Annotated in this window: 18 protein-coding genes; 4 read left to right on the top strand and 14 right to left on the bottom strand. The window is 69.0% G+C overall.

Features of this window, described 5'->3' with window-relative positions; translation table 11 throughout:
• The first annotated feature begins 113 nt into the window (after nucleotides 1-113).
• Together AC1DYD_RS28895 and AC1DYD_RS28900 are read left to right on the top strand one after the other, a co-directional pair.
• The gene (locus AC1DYD_RS28895) at nucleotides 114-1,049 is read left to right on the top strand and encodes a DUF2950 domain-containing protein (protein WP_478176190.1); all 936 of its coding nucleotides are present in this window, start codon (nucleotides 114-116) and stop codon (nucleotides 1,047-1,049) included.
• Nucleotides 1,050-1,230: 181 nt separating this feature from the next.
• Nucleotides 1,231-2,997: a SulP family inorganic anion transporter gene (locus AC1DYD_RS28900; RefSeq protein ID WP_478176191.1), complete on the top strand. Its 1,767-nt coding sequence runs from the start codon at nucleotides 1,231-1,233 to the stop codon at nucleotides 2,995-2,997.
• Nucleotides 2,998-3,003: 6 nt separating this feature from the next.
• On the opposite strand, the gene AC1DYD_RS28905 is transcribed toward AC1DYD_RS28900, so the two are convergent.
• The 14 genes from AC1DYD_RS28905 to AC1DYD_RS28970 form a co-directional block, all read right to left on the bottom strand.
• A complete protein-coding gene (locus tag AC1DYD_RS28905) occupies nucleotides 3,004-3,558 on the bottom strand; it encodes an N-acetyltransferase family protein (protein WP_478176192.1) in 555 nt (184 codons plus the stop codon).
• A 2-nt stretch (nucleotides 3,559-3,560) separates the two neighbouring features.
• Nucleotides 3,561-4,442, bottom strand: a complete 882-nt coding sequence (gene ppk2 / locus AC1DYD_RS28910) for a polyphosphate kinase 2 (protein ID WP_478176193.1) — start codon at nucleotides 4,440-4,442, stop codon at nucleotides 3,561-3,563.
• A 25-nt stretch (nucleotides 4,443-4,467) separates the two neighbouring features.
• Nucleotides 4,468-5,484, bottom strand: a complete 1,017-nt coding sequence (locus AC1DYD_RS28915; RefSeq protein ID WP_478176194.1) for a hypothetical protein — start codon at nucleotides 5,482-5,484, stop codon at nucleotides 4,468-4,470.
• A gap of 15 nt (nucleotides 5,485-5,499) precedes the next feature.
• Entirely contained in the window at nucleotides 5,500-5,754 is a 255-nt protein-coding gene (locus AC1DYD_RS28920; RefSeq protein ID WP_478176195.1) for an RNA-binding protein, read from the bottom strand.
• A 27-nt stretch (nucleotides 5,755-5,781) separates the two neighbouring features.
• Nucleotides 5,782-6,564: an enoyl-ACP reductase FabI gene (fabI, locus tag AC1DYD_RS28925; protein ID WP_478176196.1), complete on the bottom strand. Its 783-nt coding sequence runs from the start codon at nucleotides 6,562-6,564 to the stop codon at nucleotides 5,782-5,784.
• Nucleotides 6,554-7,753, bottom strand: coding sequence for an acetate/propionate family kinase (locus AC1DYD_RS28930; RefSeq protein ID WP_478176197.1), 1,200 nt, complete (start codon nucleotides 7,751-7,753; stop codon nucleotides 6,554-6,556). The genes fabI and AC1DYD_RS28930 overlap by 11 nt, the downstream gene beginning before the upstream one ends.
• 4 nt (nucleotides 7,754-7,757) lie before the next feature.
• Nucleotides 7,758-8,696 (bottom strand): phosphate acetyltransferase, encoded by a 939-nt coding sequence (locus tag AC1DYD_RS28935; RefSeq protein WP_478176198.1) that lies wholly within the window; start codon nucleotides 8,694-8,696, stop codon nucleotides 7,758-7,760.
• Nucleotides 8,697-8,730: 34 nt separating this feature from the next.
• The gene (locus tag AC1DYD_RS28940) at nucleotides 8,731-11,100 is read right to left on the bottom strand and encodes a DUF3141 domain-containing protein (RefSeq protein ID WP_478176248.1); all 2,370 of its coding nucleotides are present in this window, start codon (nucleotides 11,098-11,100) and stop codon (nucleotides 8,731-8,733) included.
• Nucleotides 11,101-11,134: 34 nt separating this feature from the next.
• Entirely contained in the window at nucleotides 11,135-11,824 is a 690-nt protein-coding gene (locus AC1DYD_RS28945) for a lipid-binding SYLF domain-containing protein (protein ID WP_478176199.1), read from the bottom strand.
• Nucleotides 11,825-11,978: 154 nt separating this feature from the next.
• Nucleotides 11,979-12,227, bottom strand: a complete 249-nt coding sequence (locus tag AC1DYD_RS28950; RefSeq protein WP_478176200.1) for a YMGG-like glycine zipper-containing protein — start codon at nucleotides 12,225-12,227, stop codon at nucleotides 11,979-11,981.
• 17 nt (nucleotides 12,228-12,244) lie between these two features.
• Nucleotides 12,245-12,622: a hypothetical protein gene (locus tag AC1DYD_RS28955; protein WP_478176201.1), complete on the bottom strand. Its 378-nt coding sequence runs from the start codon at nucleotides 12,620-12,622 to the stop codon at nucleotides 12,245-12,247.
• 92 nt (nucleotides 12,623-12,714) lie between these two features.
• The gene (locus AC1DYD_RS28960; protein WP_478176202.1) at nucleotides 12,715-14,127 is read right to left on the bottom strand and encodes an efflux transporter outer membrane subunit; all 1,413 of its coding nucleotides are present in this window, start codon (nucleotides 14,125-14,127) and stop codon (nucleotides 12,715-12,717) included.
• On the bottom strand, nucleotides 14,127-15,347 hold the full coding sequence (locus AC1DYD_RS28965) for an HlyD family secretion protein (protein ID WP_478176203.1): 1,221 nt from the start codon (nucleotides 15,345-15,347) through the stop codon (nucleotides 14,127-14,129). Before AC1DYD_RS28965 ends, AC1DYD_RS28960 begins: the two co-directional genes overlap by 1 nt.
• A complete protein-coding gene (locus AC1DYD_RS28970; RefSeq protein WP_478176204.1) occupies nucleotides 15,347-15,934 on the bottom strand; it encodes a DUF3302 domain-containing protein in 588 nt (195 codons plus the stop codon). The genes AC1DYD_RS28965 and AC1DYD_RS28970 overlap by 1 nt, the downstream gene beginning before the upstream one ends.
• 201 nt (nucleotides 15,935-16,135) lie before the next feature.
• Here AC1DYD_RS28970 and AC1DYD_RS28975 point away from each other — a divergent pair, with 201 nt between their 5' ends.
• Nucleotides 16,136-17,512: a DcaP family trimeric outer membrane transporter gene (locus AC1DYD_RS28975; RefSeq protein WP_478176205.1), complete on the top strand. Its 1,377-nt coding sequence runs from the start codon at nucleotides 16,136-16,138 to the stop codon at nucleotides 17,510-17,512.
• A gap of 117 nt (nucleotides 17,513-17,629) precedes the next feature.
• Complete coding sequence (locus AC1DYD_RS28980; protein WP_478176206.1) at nucleotides 17,630-18,397, top strand: bestrophin-like domain; 768 nt, start codon at nucleotides 17,630-17,632, stop codon at nucleotides 18,395-18,397.
• The last annotated feature ends 58 nt before the right edge of the window (nucleotides 18,398-18,455 follow it).

Below are 18,455 nucleotides of genomic sequence, written 5' to 3' on the forward strand. Positions count from 1 at the left end.
GTGGAGCGCGCCCCAGCGCGGGCGGAGGCGGCGGCGCCCGGATGGGCGGCGGCGGTGGCGGCGGTGGGCGGGGCGGCGGCGGCGGCGGCCGTGGCCGCTGACAGGAGACACACATGGCGCAATCGACACCCCTCCAGCGCTTCGGGACTTCGCTCCTGAACGCCATCCTCTTCAAACGCTTCGCGGCGGCCGTGGCCATCACGCTCTCTCTCGCCTCGGGAGCCTCGTTCGCGCAGCGCGCCTATCCGACACCGGAGGCGGCCGCGCAAGCGTTCGTCGATGCGGTTTCGCGCGTCGATGCCGCAGCCTTGGGCACGGTGCTCGGGCCCGACTGGCGGCGCTTCGTTCCGCCAGCCGGCATCGACGCGGAAGACGTCTACACCTTTCTCGGCGCGTGGGCCAAGCGGCACCAGGTCATTCTCGAGAATCCGGGCAAGGCTGTGCTTGCGGCCGGCGAAGGCGACTGGACCTTGCCGGTGCCGATCGTCAAGACCGCCGCCGGCTGGCGCTTCGATCCGCGTGCGGGCGCCGACGCCATGCGCAGCCGGCGCATCGGCCGCAACGAACTCGCCGCCATGCAGGCGGCGCTGGCCTACTTCGATGCCCAGAAGGAATACGCGCAGAAGGACCGGGACGGCAACGGCGTGCTCGAGTACGCGCAGAAGTTCGCCAGTTCACCCGGCAAGCACGATGGCCTGTACTGGCCCGACGCGGCCGGACAGGACGAGAGCCCGCTCGGGCCGCTGTATGCCCCCCGCACGGCCGGCGAGGGCTACCACGGCTATCACTTCAAGATCCTCAAGGCCCAGGGCAAGGACGCACCGGGCGGGGCCTACGACTACGTGATCGGCGGCCGGATGCGGGGCGGTTTCGCGCTCGTCGCATGGCCCGTGCGCTACGGCGAGACCGGCGTGATGAGCTTCCTGGTCAGCCACGACGGCATCGTCTACGAGAAAGACCTGGGGCCGGGCAGCGACGCCGCCGCGCGCGCCTTGACGCGCTTCGATCCAGATCCGGGCTGGCGCAAGGCGATCGTGCCCGGAAGCTGAAATGAAACACCCCCCGAAGCGCCTGCGGCGCCTCCCCCCTCAAGGGGGGCGATACCGGCGGCCCGGCAAAGCCGGTTCCGCGGTATCCCTGGCATTTGGCTGCGCCGGTTTCATGCGTCGCGGGTCACGCGATCACGTGGTGGAGCACTGAGATGCGCCTCGGACATCTCGGGGCTCCGCCGTGAACCACTCTCCCCGGGACAGCGACGGCCCGTCGCCGCTGCGCTGGCTGCCGGGCTGGCGGACGCTGCGCACCTACGAACTCGCCTGGCTGCGGCATGACCTCGTCGCCGGCCTGGTCCTGACCACGATGCTGGTGCCGGCCGGCATCGCCTATGCCGAGGCATCGGGGGTCGGCGGCATCTACGGCCTCTACGCGACCATCGTTCCGCTGCTCGCCTACGCGCTGTTCGGACCCAGCCGGATCCTCGTGCTGGGACCCGACTCGGCACTCGCGGCCCTGATCCTGGCGGTCGTGGCGCCGCTGTCCGCGGGCGATCCCCTGCGTGCCATCGCCCTCGCGAGCGCCATGGCCATCGTCTCCGGCGTGGTCTGCATCTGCGCCGGCCTCGCCAGGCTCGGCTTCGTGACCGAGCTGCTCTCGAAGCCGATCCGCTATGGCTACATGAACGGGATCGCGCTCACGGTCATCGTGAGCCAGATGCCGAAGCTGTTCGGCTTCTCGGTCGACGCCGAAGGCCCGCATCGCCAGCTCTGGGCCTTTGCCCAGGGCCTGCTGGCCGGCAAGCCGAATTCGACCGCGCTCGCGATCGGAGCCGCAACGCTCGCCGCCATTCTTGTCCTGTCGCGGCGGCCGCGGGTCCCGGCCGTGCTGCTCGCGGTCGTGGTGGCCACGGTGGCCACCCATGCGTTCGACCTTGCCGCGCGCGCCGGCATCTCGGTGCTGGGCGCCCTGCCCCAGGGCCTGCCGGCACCCAGCCTGCCGGTCATCGGCGTGGCCGACATCACGCCGGTGCTGCTCGGCGGCTTGGCCGTGGCGCTGGTGTCCTTCGCGGACACCAGCGTGCTTTCGCGCGTGTACGCCGCGAGGATGGGCACGCCGCCCGCCCCGAACCAGGAAATGATCGGCCTCGGCGCCGCCAATCTCGCCGCCGGGTTCTTCCAGGGCATGCCGATCAGCAGCAGCGCATCGCGCACCCCGGTGGCCGAGGCCGCCGGCGCGCGCACGCAGCTCACCGGCGTGGTCGGCGCCCTGGCCATCACGGCGCTGCTGCTGGTGGCGCCGAACCTGCTGCAGAACCTGCCCAGCGCGGCGCTCGCGGCCGTCGTGATCGCGGCGGCCATCGGCCTGATCGAAGTCGCCGACCTGCGCCGCATCTATCGCATCCAGCAGTGGGAGTTCTGGCTCTCGATGGTCTGCTTCGCCGGTGTCGCGCTGTTCGGCGCGATCCCCGGCATCGGCATCGCGGTCGTCATCGCGGTGATCGAATTCCTCTGGGACGGCTGGCGTCCCCATTCCGCCGTGCTCGGGCGGGTCGACCGCATCAAGGGCTATCACGACATCGAGCGCTATCCCGAGGCCAACCGCATCCCGGGCCTGGTGCTGTTCCGCTGGGACGCGCCCCTTTTCTTCGCGAATGCGGAGTTGTTCCGCGACCAGGTGCTGGCGGCGGTGGCGAGCTCACCCACGCCGGTGCGCCGGATCGTGGTCGCGGCCGAACCGGTGACGAGCGTCGACGTGACCGCCGCCGACATCCTGGCGGAACTCGACGACACGCTGCTCGCCGAGGGCATCGAGCTGAATTTCGCCGAAATGAAGGACCCGGTGAAGGACAAGCTCAAGCGCTTCGGCCTCTTCGCGCGCCTGGGCCCCGAGCGCTTCTACCCGACGCTCGGCGAAGCCGTGCGCGGCTACCTGCGCAGCCACCCGGTCGATTGGGAAGACTGGGAAGACGAGGCTCCGGAGCCGGGACAGGCGGATGCCTGAGTGCGCTCAATGGCCCGGGCCGAGAGCGCGCCTCACCACCCGCACGGTGGCATCGCCGGGACACTGCGATTCATGGAAGCCGAGTCGCTTGGCGAGCCCGCGCATGGGCGCATTGGCCGACAGCACATAGCCCTCCATGGACCGGAATCCATGCGCCTCGGCCGCTGCCATCAGCATCTCCATGAGCCGCGGCGCCAGGCCCTGGCCCTGCCAGCCGTCGACGATGGCGATGGCGAACTCGCAGCTGTCGCTGCCGCGCTCCGAGGCATAGCGCGCCCCGCCGATGATGGCTTCGCCGGGGCCCTCTCCGGCGACCGCGACCAGCGCGAACTCCCGGTCCGGCCGCGGGTGCGTCGCCGCCTCGAGCAGGGTGTCCGGGATCTCCCGCATCGTGGCCATGAAGCGCGTGTAGCGCGAGTCCGGCGACATGCGCTCGAAGGCGGCCTGCAGTCCCTCCTTGTCCCCGGGAAGGATCTCGCGCACGCTGACCCGGCGGCCATCGCGCAGCAGCACGGTCGCCGGAAGAGCCGGGGCCGACGGGGAGTCCGCCGGGTCGTCCATGGCTAGAAGACCTCGGGGACGTAGCGGAACGGGTGATCCAGTTCCTGGTAGTCGCCGCTCGCCTGCCGTTTCGGCAGCTTGACTTTCTCGCGGGGCACGGATTGATAGGGCACGTGCGCCAGCAGGTGCTTGATCAGGTTCAGGCGCGCGCGCTTCTTGTCGTCGGAGCGCACGATGAACCACGGCGCCGTCGGCAGGTCGGTGGCCTTGAACATCTCGTCGCGCGCGCGCGAGTAGTCGTACCAGCGGCTGTAGGACTTGAGGTCCATCGGCGTCAGCTTCCAGACCTTGCGCCCGTCCTCGATGCGGGCCTCCAGCCGGCGGGTCTGCTCCTCGGGGCTGACCTCGAGCCAGTACTTCAGCAGGATCACGCCGGAGTCGATGATCGCCCGCTCCACGAGGGGCGTCGCGGCGAGGAAGGCCTTGACCTGCGCGTCGGTGCAGAACCCCATGACGCGCTCGACGCCGGCGCGGTTGTACCAGCTGCGGTCGAAGATCACGACCTCGCCCGCGGCCGGCAGATGGGGGATATAGCGCTGCAGATAGATCTGGGACTTCTCGCGCTCCGTCGGGGCCGGCAATGCGAGGACGCGAAACACCCGCGGGCTGACGCGCTCGGTGATCGCCTTGATCGTGCCCCCCTTGCCCGCACCGTCGCGCCCCTCGAAGAGCACGCAGACCTTGAGCCCGGCGTGCTGCACCCACTGCTGCATCTTGACCAGCTCGACGTGGAGTTCCCGCATCGCCTTGTCGTATTCCTTTCTCGACAGCGGCTTGTGCGCCGAGCTCTTGGCGTCGTCTTCGCTCACTTGCGGGGCCGGTTCATGGGCGTCGTCCTTGTGGGCGGCCTTTCCCGGGTGCTCCTTCTTTTCGCTCTTCGACATGATTGCCTCCATCAGTTGTTTCGACTCACAGCAGCCTCGCGGCTTCGTCCAGCAGGTTCCGGGGCTTCGGCACGTCGACCCTGGCCACCCGCACCAGCGCGAACGCGCGCTCGCTCGGCGGGTCGCCCGGCACCCGGGCGATTTCCAGATCGAGCGTGTGGCCATCCTCCGTTCCCTGCGCCGGCAGAACGACATTCATCCGGCTCAGGCGCAGGGTCCTGGGGGTGACGCGAATCAGGTTCCTGGCGTCCGCGAACACCTCGCACATGCGGTCGAGCTGGCGGTCCAGCGCCTCGGAACGCGAGCCCAGGCGCTTGAGAGCCTGGTCGTTCTCCTCGCGCTGCGCGCGCAGGCGCGCCAGTTCGCCGGCATCCACCTCGGCGTCGCCGCCGAGCACCGATTGCATGCCGACACCTTGCCGCCCCAAGAGCCGCAACCGGGCCGTGACCAGTGCGCGCTCCTGCTCCAGGTCGTCACGACGGGCGGTGTCCGCGGCGATCCCGGCCAGCGCCTCGATCGCCAGCTGGTCGACCATCCGGCGCCGGATCTCCTGCCTGAGCTCGGCCTCCGTCGCGCCGCAGATCCTGATCTGGTGATCGCTGAAGCTCAACGTGGTCTGCGGAACATCCGAGCGCGTGACATCGCCTTCCTGCGCAACGCCCAGCGTGCGGCGCTCGTTCATGGCCATCCCGAGCACGGCATAGGCCTGCGCAAGGCCTGGCTGCTGATCGAACAAGCTGGCCAATTCGGTCGAGCGGCCGAGTGTCGGTCCGACATCGTCCGCAGCGCCGAAGAACGCGCGAACATAGGAGTCGGCGGCCCAGCTTGCCGGGCTCAAGGCGTGCGGCGAAGGAAACGCCGCCACCAGCTCGCGCAGGTGTTCCGCCGCCTGCGCGATCGCCGACCTCAATCGCTCTTCATGGCCTTGCGCCAATCGCAGCCGCGGGCTCAGGTCGATGACGCGAGCGATCATGCGCTCGACTTCCTCGTCCCGCGGCGCGTGCTTTTCCTTGTCGCCGAACAGGCGGCCGATGAGTCCCATGGCGCGTTCCTCCGGTCAGGCGAAGTCGTCGCTCAGGATCTGCGCATTGATCCGGCCCTTCCTCCAGTACATGTTGTGGATCCTTTCCTTGAGCTTGTGCAGGCCGTCCGGATGCACATCGCGGAAGGTCAGCACCACCGCAGGCCGCGTGCCGGCGCCCGGGACATGCTGAATCTCGTCGAAGGCCGGAAACCCGTACTTCAGCAGGAAGGCCTTGACCTCCTCGTCGGTGGTGCCGCTTTCGATATTTCCCAACAACAGCCGTGCCATCTCGAATCTCCTTGGAAGCAGACGTTGCTACGCCATGATGTGAACGCCGCCGTCGACGTAGAGCGTTTCACCCGAGAGCCGCCGCGCGTAAGGCGTCGCAAGGAACGCGCAGGTGAAGCCGACATCCATGATGTCGACCAGCTCGCCGAGCGGAGCGCGCTGCGCCGCTTCGGTGAGCAACAGGTCGAAGTCCTTGAGCCCGCCGGCCGCCCGGGTCTTGAGCGGACCGGGGGAGATCGCATGCACCCGGATGCCCTGGGGGCCGAGCTCATAGGCCAGGTAGCGGGCCGACGCCTCGAGGGCGGCCTTGACCGGCCCCATCACGTTGTAATTGGGGACCACCTTGTTGGCGCCGTGGTAGGACATCGTGAACATCGTGCCGCCGTCCTTCATCAAGGGGGCGGCCAGCCGGGCCATCCGCACGAAGGAGTGGCACGAGACGTCCATCGCCTGGGCGAAGCCCTCGGCGGAGCATTGCAGCAGCCCCCCTTGCAGGTCCTCCTTCGGTGCCCATGCGATCGAGTGCACCACCACGTCGAGCCGGCCCCATTCACGCTCGATCCGCTGGAACAACGCTTCCAGCTCGCCGGCCTTGGAGACGTCCAGCGGCATCAGGATCGGCGCCGCCAGGGCGGTCGCCAGCGGCTCGACATGGGCCCTCGCCTTCTCGCCGGCGTAGGTGATGGCCAGATCCGCGCCCAGCTCGCGGAAGGCCGCTGCGCAGCCGTAGGCGATCGAGTGCTCGTTGGCGATCCCGCAGACCAGCACCTTGGCGCCCTTGAGCAGCGGGCGTGGCAATTCAATGGTCATCGTCACTCCCTGAAGCGATCACTTGGTGGGTATGTCGGGCGATCATCCACTCCTCGTTGGTGGGGATCACCCATGCCGAGACCTTGCTCGACGGCGTGCTGATGCGCGGCCCGTCGGACCGGTTGGCTTGCGCATCGAGCTCGACGCCGAGCCAGGCGGCGTCGCGGCAGACGCGCTCGCGCAGTGCCGCTGCGTGCTCGCCGATCCCGGCGGTGAACACCAGCGCGTCGATGCCCTGCGTCGCGGCAGCCAGGGATCCGAGTTCGCGCCCGATCCGGTAGGCATAGAGATCGATGGCGAAGCGGGCGCGGGCGTCGTCGCTGGCCAGCAGCACCCGCATGTCGCTCGACAGGCCGGAGACGCCCAGCAGCCCGGACTTCTTGTAGATCAGCTCCTCGACCGCGCGCGCATCCATCCGCATTTCGTCCAGCAGGTAGAGGATCACGCCCGGATCCAGATTGCCGCTGCGCGTGCCCATCGGCAAGCCGTCGACCGCGGTGAATCCCATGGTGCTGGCGAGGCTGCGGCCGGCGGACATCGCGCACATGCTGGCGCCGTTGCCGAGGTGCGCGACGATCGTCCGGCCCGCCGCCGCCTTCGGATCGAACTGCGGCAGCACGCTGGCGATGTACTCGTAGGACAGGCCGTGGAAGCCGTAGCGCCGCACGCCGAGGGCGGTGATCGCGGAGGGCAGCGCAAAGGCCTGGGCCACCTCGGGTTGCGCGCGATGGAAGGCCGTGTCGAAGCAGGCCACCTGGGGCAGGTCCGGCCGCTGCTTCGCGACCACCTCGATGGCCTCGAGGTTGTGCGGCTGATGCAGGGGAGCCAGCGGAATGAGCGTCCGGAGGGCCGAGATCACCGCCGGCGTGACCCGTGTCGCCTGCGAGAACCCCAGTCCGCCATGGACGACGCGGTGGCCGACGGCGGCCAGCGCATAGCCTCCGCGGTGTTCCCGCAGGAAGGTCGCCAGGTGGCCGATGGCGCCCGCATGCCCCAGCTCGACCCCCTCGCCCCACGCCTTGGCGCCGACCTCCGCGCCGTGGCCGTCCACGGCCGCGAACCGCGGCGCGGTGAAGAGCCCCTCGACCTGGCCGCGCAGGACCAGATCGAGCGCCTGGCCCCGCATCGCGAAGGCGCTGAACTTGATGCTCGACGAGCCCGCGTTCAGCACCAGGATGACGTCGGTCATGGCCTCATCCCAGCACCGCGGTGCTCTCGCGGCGGGCCTTGGCGACCATCGCCGCGACCGCGCAGGACGCCAGCCGCGCAATGAGCGAGTCGGCCCGGCTGGTCAGGATGATCGGCACCCGCGCGCCGAGCACGATGCCGGCCGCATCGGCACCGGCCAGGAAGGACAGGCTCTTGGCCAGCATGTTGCCGGCTTCGAGGTCCGGCACCACCAGCACGTTGGCGCGTCCGGCGACGGGCGAATCGATCTGCTTGATCTTCGCGGCCTCCAGGTTGATCGCATTGTCGAGCGCCAACGGGCCGTCGACCACCGCGCCGGTGATCTGGTGCCGGTCCACCATCTTGCACAGGGCGGCGGCCTCGATGGTCGAAGGCACCTTGGGATTGACCGTCTCCATCGCCGAGAGAATGGCCACCCGCACGTCCTCGAACTGCAAGGCATGCGCCAGGTCGATCGCGTTCTGCACGATGTCGACCTTGTCCTCGAGTGTCGGCGCGATGCTGATGGCCGCGTCGGTGATGATCAGGGCCTGCTCGTAGCTGGGCACGTCCATCACGAAGCAGTGGCTGATGCGGCGCGCGGTGCGCAGGCCGCCATCGCGCTTCACCACGGCGCCCATCAGTTCGTCGGTGTGCAGGCTGCCCTTCATCAGCGCCTCGGCCTTGCCCTCGCGCACCAGCTGGACCGCCGCTTCCGCCGCCGCCTTGCTGTAGGGCGCATCGACCATGGGATAGCCGGAGATGTCCACGCCGAGCGACTTGGCCAGGGCCTCGATGCGTGCCCGCGGCCCGACCAGGATCGGCGCGATCAATCCGAGCTTCGCGGCCTCGTGCATCCCTTCGAGCGAGCTCTGGTCGCACGGATGCACGACGGCCGTCGGCGTCGGCGGCATGCCCTGGCAGGCGTCGATCAGGCGCTGGTACTTCTCGTGCTTCGCGCTCATTGGGTGGCCTCCGTGCCGCGCACTGCGGTGCTCATCACGCGACCTTCTTCTTTCGTGCCGGCGTCCGGCGCGCCGGCCCGGCCTCGGCGCGAGCCACAAGCGCCGGCCGAGTCCTCTTGCGTTCCGCGTCGCCCAGGGTGGCCCGGATGCGGGCCACCATCGCCGCCTGCTCGGCGGTCGGCCCGGCCGCGAGCACCCGACGGTCAGCCGTCAACTTGTCCACCAGCATCAGCAGGCGCTCGCGGTCGGCAGGATCCGCCAGCAGGGCCGGCAATGTCGCCACGGCCTGGTCCGGTTCGCAGCGCGCGATGATCTCCTGCACGCCGCGGATGGTGCGCCATTGATGCGGCGAGACGTCCGGCAGGAAGTCCGCATAGGCGCCGACCAGTTCCTGCCGCATCTCGAGCCGCGACAGCGGCAGCGCCTCGCCGTCGTCGCGCGCCGTCAGGAAGGCCACGCGCGCGAGCGCTTCGACATAGCCCCCCTGTTCGATCGCGGCGAGCGCGTCCCTGACCTGCGGCAGATCGCGAACCTCGACCGTTCCGGGCGCCGCCTTCCCTCTCGCCTCGTCGGCGACCTGCAGCGACGGCATGTTGGCGTAGATCGAGAAGAACTGAGCTTCGCTCGCCGCATCGCGCAGTGCGCGGTACAGGTCGAGCGAAGCGCTCATCAGCTCGGCGCCCAGCTTCTCGCCCTGGCGCAGCGGATGGTCGGCGGCCACGGCCTGGCGATCCGACCGGACCGCCTCGGCGGCGGGTGCGATCCATGACAGCCACGGATTCAGGCGCGAGACCGACCAGTTCTGCAAGCGCAAGGGATGGAACGCCCGCTGGAGCTCGGCCGTGTAGTCGTTCGACATCGACTGCACCAGCGGCCGCGCGAACAGCTCATAGGCCCGCTGGTTGAAGTCCGAGATCGCCGCCACCGCCTCGAAGGGTTTTTCGTCGGCGCGCTCGAAGCGGTTGAGATGGGCCGTGATGTCTTCCAGCCGATGCTCGCGGAACTCCACGTCGTAGGCGGGCTCGCCACGCGTACCCTTGCGCTCGTTGATCGCCATGCCATAGAGGCCCGGCGGCAGCATCTCGATGCTGTCGAGCACCGAGACGATCTGGGCGTGCTCCTTCCTGGCCACGGTGCCGGACACGAAGATGCCCAGGTGCCCGATGCTCTCGTGCAGGAGCCCGACGATGACCTGGCCGCGGGCCTTGATCTCGGCCGTGCTGCCGTAGACGTCGGCCACCCAGTTGAAGGCCTGCTCCGGCGGCGTGATGTTGTCCCCCATCGATGCGAACAGCACGATCGGCGCCTGGATGTCGCGCAGGTCGAAGGCCTTGCCGCCGGCGGCCTTGACGTCGCCGGACCAGAGCTTGTTGCCGACGAAGAGATTGCGGGTGATCCACTCGATCTCCTCGCGGTTCATCAGGTAGTAGCCGCCCCACCAGCGCTCGAAGTCCAGGAAGCGTGGCGGCTCGGTGTCGGCCTGGTCGAACAGGTGGTAGTACTTGTCCCACAGGCTGTTGGCCGGATTCAGGTTCTCGAAGTTCTGCACCAGGTAGGCGCCATCGAACTTGCCGTTGCCGAGGTCGGCCGCCAGCGACGCCGCCCAGGAGCCGCCCAGGATGCCCCCCGCATAGCGCATCGGATTGTCGCCCTCGCCCTCGTTCCAGGCTCCGCTCCAATAGGACATCGGCGCGCCGTTGATGACGATCGGCCCGGTGTCGTCGGGGTCCGAGGCGGCCAGCATCATCGCCGCCCATCCACCCTGGCAATTGCCGATGATGGCCGGCTTGGCACTGCGTGGATGCAGCGCCCGCACCTTCTTCACGAACTGCTGCTCCGCGCTGCAGACGTCGAGCAGCGTCTGGCCCGGCTCGGGCTCCTGGAAGAAGATGACGAAATACACCGGATGGCCGGCGCGCAGCGCGACCCCGACCTGCGAATCGTCCTTGAAGCCTCCGATGCCTGGCCCATGGCCGGCGCGCGGATCGATGATCAGGTAGGGCCGCAGCTTCGGATCGACAACCACGCCTTCGGGCGGCGTGATGCGCAGCAGCGCATAGTTCACCGGGCGCGCGAACGTGCGCCCGTCGAGCACGATCTCGGAGTCGAAATGCAGCACCGGCTTCAGGCCCTGAGAGGACCGCTCGACGAAGTTGTTGCCGCGCTTCCACAAGGTATCCCAGAAGAGAAGCGACCGCTGCGCGGCATCGACGGCGTACTGGGCCCAGCCCTGCGGGGTCATCGAGGCCATCGACCGGGCCAGCGCGTCGCCGCCGGCCTTCTCCACCGCCTGGCTCACCCTGCGACTGAATTGCTCCTGCGCAAGCTGCGTGCGCTTCTGGAGCACGGCGGCGACCCGGGTCGCGATCTTGTGGCTGTGCGCAAGCTGCGCTCCTGCATCCATGGTCATGGCTCCCTCAAAGAATGTGGGCTCGTGGCTACCTGGCGGCCTTCTTCAGCGCCGCCTGCAGGCCCGCGGACGCGGGGCTGCTGACTTCGTGCTTGGCCAGGATGTCCATCGGGGTGGCGGGCTTGCCGAAGTAGGCCGCGTTGAGCGATTCGCGGACGTCGATCACCGAGCCATCCACGGCCAATCCGGCGAAAGCACCCTTGACCAGGGAATAGGCGACGAAGTCGGTGAGCGCGGCACTGGCGCCCATGCCCTTCTTCCAGACCGCCACCGAGGCATCGCCGCCGAGCTTCACCTTGCTCGCGTAGAGCGAGTCGAGCGCCTTCTGCGTATGCACCAGCATGACCATCTCCGCCGCCGACGCGCCGGCCTGGAATCCGAAGCTGGCCGAGCCCATCGTGTAGAAGGCCGGACCGCTCCAGCTGCCGGTCTTTTCGTCGCGCACCATCAGCACGCCGGTACCGCCGGAGCCGCCGAGCACGAAGCCGGCCTTGAGGATCTGCGGAAAGATCAGCACGCCCCTGGCCTTGCCCAGGGCGGCGCCGAACTCGGGGAAGTCCTTGTTCCCGGAGAAGTGGGTGACCGTGGCCTGCGCCTTCTGGACCAGCGCCTTGGCATCGGCGGCATCGTCGGCTGCCCGTGCCGAGAGGCTGCCGAACGCGCCGGCGAAGGCAACGGCGCCGACGGCGAGCGAAAAATGTCTGCGAGTGCTGTTCATGGCGTTCTCCTCGGAAGGGTGCCGTCGATGACGGCGTTGTTGTGGACGGACGATCGCCGGGCCTTCTCATGAGCCCCATCGTGTCATTGTGGGAACCGGGCACGGCGAGCGTCTTGACATCGATCAACCCCGGCGAGACGAGCCCCCGCTCGCATCATTGCTTCTGGGGCTGTTGCTGTTGCTGCTGCTTGCTGCCCTTGATGTTGCCGGCCACTCCCCCGGCGACGGCGCCGATCGCCGCGCCGGTCCAGCCGCTGCCGCCCGAGATGGCTGCGATGCCGGCGCCGGCCGCGGCCCCGATGGCCGCGCCGCTGGCGGTTCCCTGCTGCTGCGGCGTCATGTTGGTGCAAGCGGTCGCCAGCGTGGCCGCGGCGATCGACACGATGAGTCCAATGCGATTCATGGCGTTCTCCGTCAGGTCTATTTCGAGAGGCCGGGCACGACCATCTCGAACCAGAGGGTCTCGACGATCGGCCGCTGCAGCTGGTCCGGATGCGCGGCGTACCAGCGGTCGAGCCCGTCGCGCACGGTGTCGAGCGTCTGGCCCCTGAGCCCCCTGACCGCCCTCGGAATGAGGCTCTGGCTGTCGGGCGGCGCATTGCCGGCCTGGTAGGCGGTCTCGACCTGCATCACGTTGGCCAGCCCGATCAGGTAGACCCGTTTCAATTGCTCCGTGGACCGGGTCCAGTGCTCGCCGGTAACCAGCGGGATCTCCTGGGCGCGGGCGCTGCCCCAGCCCATGGCCGCGGCGAGCAGCACCGGGACCATCATCAGCCGCCATTTCTGTTTCGTATGCATCTCTTTCACCTCCAAGCGAGACGTTGGACGCAGTGCTCTGCGAGCACTCCCTGCCGGCACGAGCCGGGACCTCCGGCTCAGCGCTCGGTACATCATGGCGAGGCCGCCGCGGCCATGGCCGGCAGGTCGAAGCCGCCGCCCAGGGCCAGATAGAGATTGGTGCGCTGGGCCAGCTGTTCGGCCTGCACATGCACGCGCGCGGTACGTGCCGCGTAGAGCGCGAGCTGGCCCTGCTCGACCGTGCGCAGGTCGACCGAGCCGACGCGGTACTGGGTCCGGGCCAGTTCGAGCGCCTCCGCGCTGTCGCGCACGGTCGCCGCGAGGATGGCGTCGCGTTCGCGCAGCGTGGACTCCGCGCCCAGCGCATTCTCGACTTCGCCGAAAGCCTTCTGGCCCGCGCGCGCGTACTCCGCCACCGCCTGCTTCTGCTCGGCCGACCGGATCTCGACCTGCGCACGCAGCGCGCCGCCCTGGTAGAGCGGTGCGATCAGGTTGGCGCCGAGGCTCCAGACCGGGCTGCTGACGTCCTTCAACTCGATCAGCTCGCTCGACACGTTGCTGCCGCCCGCGGTCAGGCTGATCCTCGGAAGCTGCGCCGCCTTGGCCTCGCCGACGCGATCGAAGGCCGCCGCCACGCGACGCTCCGCCGCCACCACGTCGGGCCGCCGCTCGAGCAGCTCCGACGGCATGCCCACGGGCAGCGGCGGGGGCATGGGCGACAGGCGGTCGGCGACCGCGATCTCGGCCGCCGGATAGCGGCCGAGCAGCAGTTCGAGCGCGCGCCGCGCCTGTTCGCGTGCGAGCTCGACCTGCTTCAGCGTATCCCGATAGGGGCCGACGCTCGCGCGCGCCTGCGCCACCGCCTGCGCGCTGGCGTTGCCGACACGCAGCCGATCCTCGGTCATCCGCAGCAGGGTCTCCGACGAACTCAGGGCGTCCTGCGCGATCACGCGCTGCATCCCGGCCTCGACCGCCAGGAACCAGGCCTTGGCCACCATCGCCGCCAGCGACTGCCGGGCGTACGCGTAGTCGGCATCGGCCGCCGCGGACTGCTCGCGGCTCGCCTGCCGCGCATAGCGCAGGCGGCCCCAGACGTCGAGTTCCAGCGACGCGTTGAGAAAGACGCCGTCGAGGCCGCCGCCACCGCCCGACTTGCCGCCGCCCAGGGCGACCACGCCCACCGAAGGAAGCAAGGCCCCGGACGCCACCTTGACGTACCCGGCCGCCTGCTCGACCCGCGCCGCCGCCACCTTCAGGTCGACGTTGTAGGCCAGGGCCTCGTTGACCAGCGCCGTCAGCGCGGGCTCCTCGAAGGCCGCCAGCCAGCCGTCGGCCACCGGCGCCGCGACACCGCCGCCGGCCCTGTAGGCCTCGGGCGGGGCGGCCTGGGGCAAGGCCTGCTGCTGCAGCTCGGCGGTGGTCGGCGGGGCCTTGAGCGCACAGCCCGCCATCGCGGCCGCCAGCAGCGCCACCTGAATCCCGCGAAGAAGCGAAGGCGTGCGCATCAGTGCAGCTTCAGGACAAGGTAGTTGGTGATCGCGCCGACGCGAAGAATCACCATCCGCAGGATGTGGATCGCCGCCACGTGCTCGGTGTAGATCGCGCCCTGGCCGTCCGCGCCGGCGGCCAGGAACAGCTCGCGGTCCTTCTCGTCGACGATCAACTTGACCGGGAAGCGCCCAGCTGCCTGGGGATAGGCGCCGGTCTGCGGCAGGGTGCCCGACTGGGCCACCTGCCCCTGGCCTTGCGCCCAGACGATCGAATCGACCTTGGCCGAGATGATTTGGCCCGGGTAGGTGCTGAGCGTGAACTCCGCCAGGTTGCCGGGCTCGACCAGCCGCAGTTCGTTCTGGGCATAGAGCGCGATGACCTGGTAGGTCTCCTCGACGAAGGTCATGGCGGGCGCCAGCGGCACCGCCACCACGTAGGACCCCGGCCGCAGTTGGACGTTGATCGCATAGCCGTTGGCCGGCGCGAAGACCGCCGTCTGGTCGAGGTTCCACTGCGCATTTCCGAGCTCGGCACGGCTGATGTCGACCTGGGCCTTGGCGGTCGCGAGCTGGGCCCGCGCCGCCGCGACCGAGGCCTGCTCGCCGTTGACCTGCCCCGAGAGCTTCTGCGAGACCTGCGCCTCGTTGGCGATGGCGGTCGACAGCTGGCCCTGCAGATCGGCCAGGTTGGACTCGGCCTGCTCGAGCGCAAAGCGGTCGCCGGCGCCGGTGGCGACCAGTTCGCGGTTCTGCCGCACGCGCATCCGGGCCAGCTCCAGCTTCGGCTGCAGCGACCGGACCTGCCCCGTGGCGGCCTTCAGTTGCTCCTGCAACTGCCGGGCGCCGGCCGTGGCGTCGACCAGGGCGGCGCCGGCCTGCGCGAACTTGGCCTCGTCGGCGGCCAGTTTGCCCTTGGCGGCATCGAGTTCGTTCTGGTACTGGGTCGGGTCGATCCGGAACAGCAGCTCGCCCTTCTTGACCAGCCGGTTGGGCTCGACCGGCACCTCGAGCACCCGGCCGCGCACCTGCGGCACCACCTGCACCACGTACTTGATGACCCGCACGTCGGCCGACGAGGGGGCGACCACGTTCAGCGTCAGGACCAGCGCCGTCAGGGCGACGATCGGAATGATCACCACCGTGACCTGCGACGTGGTGTTCCACGGCAGCCACTTCAGCTTGATGAAGATGAGCCAGACGAAGAAGGCGTAGATGCCGAGCAGCAGGGCTTCCATCAGGCGCTCGCATTTCTTGCCGCCGCGGCATCGCCTTCGGCCCGCGGCGCCACCGCGGCCAGGTTGTTGCGCAGCCGCTTGAGATCGGCCGTCAGCGCGCCCTTGGCATCCATGGCGTCGAGTTCATCGCGCAGATGCTCGATGTCGTGGGCCAGCAACTCGCCCTTCAGCGCCTTCTCGCCCTGCTCGTGGAAATAGTCCGCGTGCTTCTCGGTGCCGTAGGCCGCCTGGTAGCCGATTGGCTTCACGTAGGCCCAGAGCCAGGCGATCGGCCACAGCATGCCGCCGAACACCAGCGACAGCAGGCACAGCGTCTTGATCGCATCGCGCTGGGGATGGTGGCGCTGGTGGGCGATCTTCTCGGGCAGGACATGCACCATCCAGAACAGCACGATCCCGGCAATGGGCACCAGCACGATGATGAACCAGGCCAGCCCGGTCGCCGCGCTCGCCATCATCTCGTGCGGGAGGAAGGAGGCGCCGGCTTCGAATGGCGCCGCCAGCCCGGCCGCGCCCAGCCAGGCACACGGAAGGCGCAGGCTTCGGCGGCGGGGCGCCCCCTCGGATTTTCTCGATGCTCGATTCATGTCGGTCTCCTGCGGGAGCCGAAGCCGGCCTGCCCCTTGACGATGCGACGATGCTAGGGGAGCCGCCACGCGCTCAATTGAGAAATATCAATTGTCCGGGGCGAATCTGGCTCGACGATTGACGCAACGCATCGCGCCCGGCAAGCGAGGAATGGAGACTGACTCCAGGCCGCTTGCGCGCCGGAAGAAGAACAAGACACCATGCACAGACTCACGGCCGTCGCCGCCCTCGCACTTGCCCTGGCCGGAGCGCCCCCGGCGCAGGCCCAGTCCAACGAGGAGCTCAAGGCCCTGCTGGAGCAGGCCCTGAAGACGATCCAGGATCTGCAGGGTCGCGTGACTGCGCTGGAACAGAAGGCACCCGCTGCCGCTGCCGCTGCCTCCGCTTCGCCGGCGCCACCGCCGGCGGGGGCCCCATCGGGGACCGCCGCGTGGGCGCCGGTGGTGTCGGTGGGCACGCGCGCCGAGGACGGCGCGCCCGATGCGGACAAGGCCCGGGTCGAGTTCTACGGCCAGGCGATGCTCGACGCCATCTACGACTTCAAGCGGATGAATCCCGACTGGAACGCCACCTTGCGGCCTTCGCAGATTCCGATCATCTGCCCGGGCTCCCCGGGCTGCGGCAAGGACGGCACCACCGTCCTCAGCGTGCGGCAGTCGAGCCTCGGCTTCAAGTCCTTCATCCCCACCTCGTACGGCGAGATCAAGACCGACCTGAGCTTCGATCTCTTCGGCAGCAACGGCTCGACACAGATCCACTGGCTCAACGCCTGGGCCGAGCTGGGCATGTACGGCGCCGGCCAGACCTACTCGAACTTCATGGACATCGATGTGTTCCCGAGCACCATCGACTACTGGGGACCGAGCGGCATGGTCTTCGTGCGCAACCCGCAGCTGCGCATCTCGCCCTACGACAAGGACGGCCTGCGCATGGCGTTCTCTCTGGAGGCCCCCAACTCGGCGATCGACACCGGCCGGGTGAACCGGATCGACCCTGCGCTCGGCGCCAGCATCACGGGCTGGAACCGCGCGCCGGATGCCGTGGCGTCGCTCCGGCTCGACCGCGACTGGGGTCACGTCCGTTCCGCCGCCATCGTGCGCCAGGTCGGCTTCCAGAACCCGGCCGCCCCGGACGGAGACCCCTCGGGCACGCGCACCGGCTACGGCCTGAACCTCAGCGGCGCCCTCAATGCCTTCGGCAAGGACCGCCTCAGCTGGCAGCTGGTCGGCGGCAAGGCGATCGCCAGCTACATGAACGACGGCGGCGTCGACCTGGCGCCGGGCGCCAACCTGCGGGCCGAGACCGTGACCTCGGTCGGCTGGCTGGTCTTCTACAACCACTACTGGAGCGACCAGTGGAGCAGCTCCATCGGCTACAGCGAGCACCGCCAGAACAACACCGGCGGCCAGCTCGCGACGGCCTTCCAGAAGGGCAGCTATTCGTCGGTCAACCTGCTCTACGCGCTGCAGAAGAACGTGCTGATCGGCAGCGAATTCGTCTGGGGCCGGCTCGAGAACAAGGCCGGGCTGGCAGCGGACGACTACCGCCTGCAGTTCTCCACCAAGGTCACTTTCTGACGCCGTCGCCGGCGCCGACATCGCCATGCAGTTCAAATCGACACTTCCGATCCTGATCGCGCAGCGCGCGCTGGGGGCGCAGAGCGCCGCCGGCGCGCGCACCCCGATGGAGCGCCCATGCCCAGATTGACGGACTACCCGCTGGCAGTTTTCGTGGCCTCCTTCGTGATCCTGCTGTGCTCGGTATGGACGGGGGTCCTGGTGTTCAGGCGATGGTGGCCGCCCAAGGAAAGCACGCGCGACGACTTCGGCGTCATCCAGACCACCACGCTGACGCTGCTGGGGCTCATCATCGCCTTCACGTTCTCGATGGCCGTCAGCCGCTACGACCAGCGCAAGAACCTCGAGGAGGCCGAGGCCAACGCGATCGGCACCGAATTCCTGCGGGCCGATTTGCTGCCCGCAGTCGATGCCGCCAAGGTTCGCGCGCTGCTGGCCGACTACTTCGATCAGCGCGTCCTGTTCTACACGACCCGCGACGAGGAGGCGCTGGTGAAGATCAACGCCCGCACCGCGCAGTTGCAGGCCGCCCTGTGGTCTGCGGTCGCCGCACCGGCGGCAGCGGCGCCATCGCCGACGATGGCCGTGGCGACGATCGGCATGAACGACGTCCTGAACTCGCAGGGCTACACCCAGGCCGCCTGGTGGAACCGGATTCCCCGCGCCGCTTGGCTCCTCATGCTCCTGATCAGCATCTGTTGTCATGTGCTGGTCGGTTACGGCGTGAAGGATCCGAAGGAGGAACGCGCCCTGCTTCTCGTCCTGCCCCTTGTCATGTCCATCGCGTTCATGCTCATCGCCGACATCGACAGCCCGCGCAGCGGCGTCATTCTCGTGCAGCCGGTCAACCTGCTGAGCATCGCGGAATCGGTGCGCCCGCGCTGACGAAGAAACGGCGCGCCGCCATGTATCGACGACTGCTCGCCCCCCCAAGGAGAACGCG

The organism is Variovorax sp. P4_B11, from assembly GCF_056402355.1.

What these genes read in the sequence shown, in the direction of transcription:
- AC1DYD_RS28970 (WP_478176204.1), bottom strand. Translation starts at nt 15,934, where the DNA reads ATGAATCGAGCATCGAGAAAATCCGAGGGGGCGCCCCGCCGCCGAAGC.
- AC1DYD_RS28930 (WP_478176197.1), bottom strand. Translation starts at nt 7,753, where the DNA reads ATGACCGACGTCATCCTGGTGCTGAACGCGGGCTCGTCGAGCATCAAG.
- AC1DYD_RS28975 (WP_478176205.1), top strand. Translation starts at nt 16,136, where the DNA reads ATGCACAGACTCACGGCCGTCGCCGCCCTCGCACTTGCCCTGGCCGGA.
- ppk2 (WP_478176193.1), bottom strand. Translation starts at nt 4,442, where the DNA reads ATGTCGAAGAGCGAAAAGAAGGAGCACCCGGGAAAGGCCGCCCACAAG.
- AC1DYD_RS28960 (WP_478176202.1), bottom strand. Translation starts at nt 14,127, where the DNA reads ATGCGCACGCCTTCGCTTCTTCGCGGGATTCAGGTGGCGCTGCTGGCG.
- AC1DYD_RS28895 (WP_478176190.1), top strand. Translation starts at nt 114, where the DNA reads ATGGCGCAATCGACACCCCTCCAGCGCTTCGGGACTTCGCTCCTGAAC.
- AC1DYD_RS28950 (WP_478176200.1), bottom strand. Translation starts at nt 12,227, where the DNA reads ATGAATCGCATTGGACTCATCGTGTCGATCGCCGCGGCCACGCTGGCG.
- AC1DYD_RS28965 (WP_478176203.1), bottom strand. Translation starts at nt 15,347, where the DNA reads ATGGAAGCCCTGCTGCTCGGCATCTACGCCTTCTTCGTCTGGCTCATC.
- AC1DYD_RS28940 (WP_478176248.1), bottom strand. Translation starts at nt 11,100, where the DNA reads ATGGATGCAGGAGCGCAGCTTGCGCACAGCCACAAGATCGCGACCCGG.
- fabI (WP_478176196.1), bottom strand. Translation starts at nt 6,564, where the DNA reads ATGACCATTGAATTGCCACGCCCGCTGCTCAAGGGCGCCAAGGTGCTG.
- AC1DYD_RS28980 (WP_478176206.1), top strand. Translation starts at nt 17,630, where the DNA reads ATGCCCAGATTGACGGACTACCCGCTGGCAGTTTTCGTGGCCTCCTTC.
- AC1DYD_RS28955 (WP_478176201.1), bottom strand. Translation starts at nt 12,622, where the DNA reads ATGCATACGAAACAGAAATGGCGGCTGATGATGGTCCCGGTGCTGCTC.
- AC1DYD_RS28945 (WP_478176199.1), bottom strand. Translation starts at nt 11,824, where the DNA reads ATGAACAGCACTCGCAGACATTTTTCGCTCGCCGTCGGCGCCGTTGCC.
- AC1DYD_RS28915 (WP_478176194.1), bottom strand. Translation starts at nt 5,484, where the DNA reads ATGGGACTCATCGGCCGCCTGTTCGGCGACAAGGAAAAGCACGCGCCG.
- AC1DYD_RS28935 (WP_478176198.1), bottom strand. Translation starts at nt 8,696, where the DNA reads ATGAGCGCGAAGCACGAGAAGTACCAGCGCCTGATCGACGCCTGCCAG.
- AC1DYD_RS28920 (WP_478176195.1), bottom strand. Translation starts at nt 5,754, where the DNA reads ATGGCACGGCTGTTGTTGGGAAATATCGAAAGCGGCACCACCGACGAG.
- AC1DYD_RS28905 (WP_478176192.1), bottom strand. Translation starts at nt 3,558, where the DNA reads ATGGACGACCCGGCGGACTCCCCGTCGGCCCCGGCTCTTCCGGCGACC.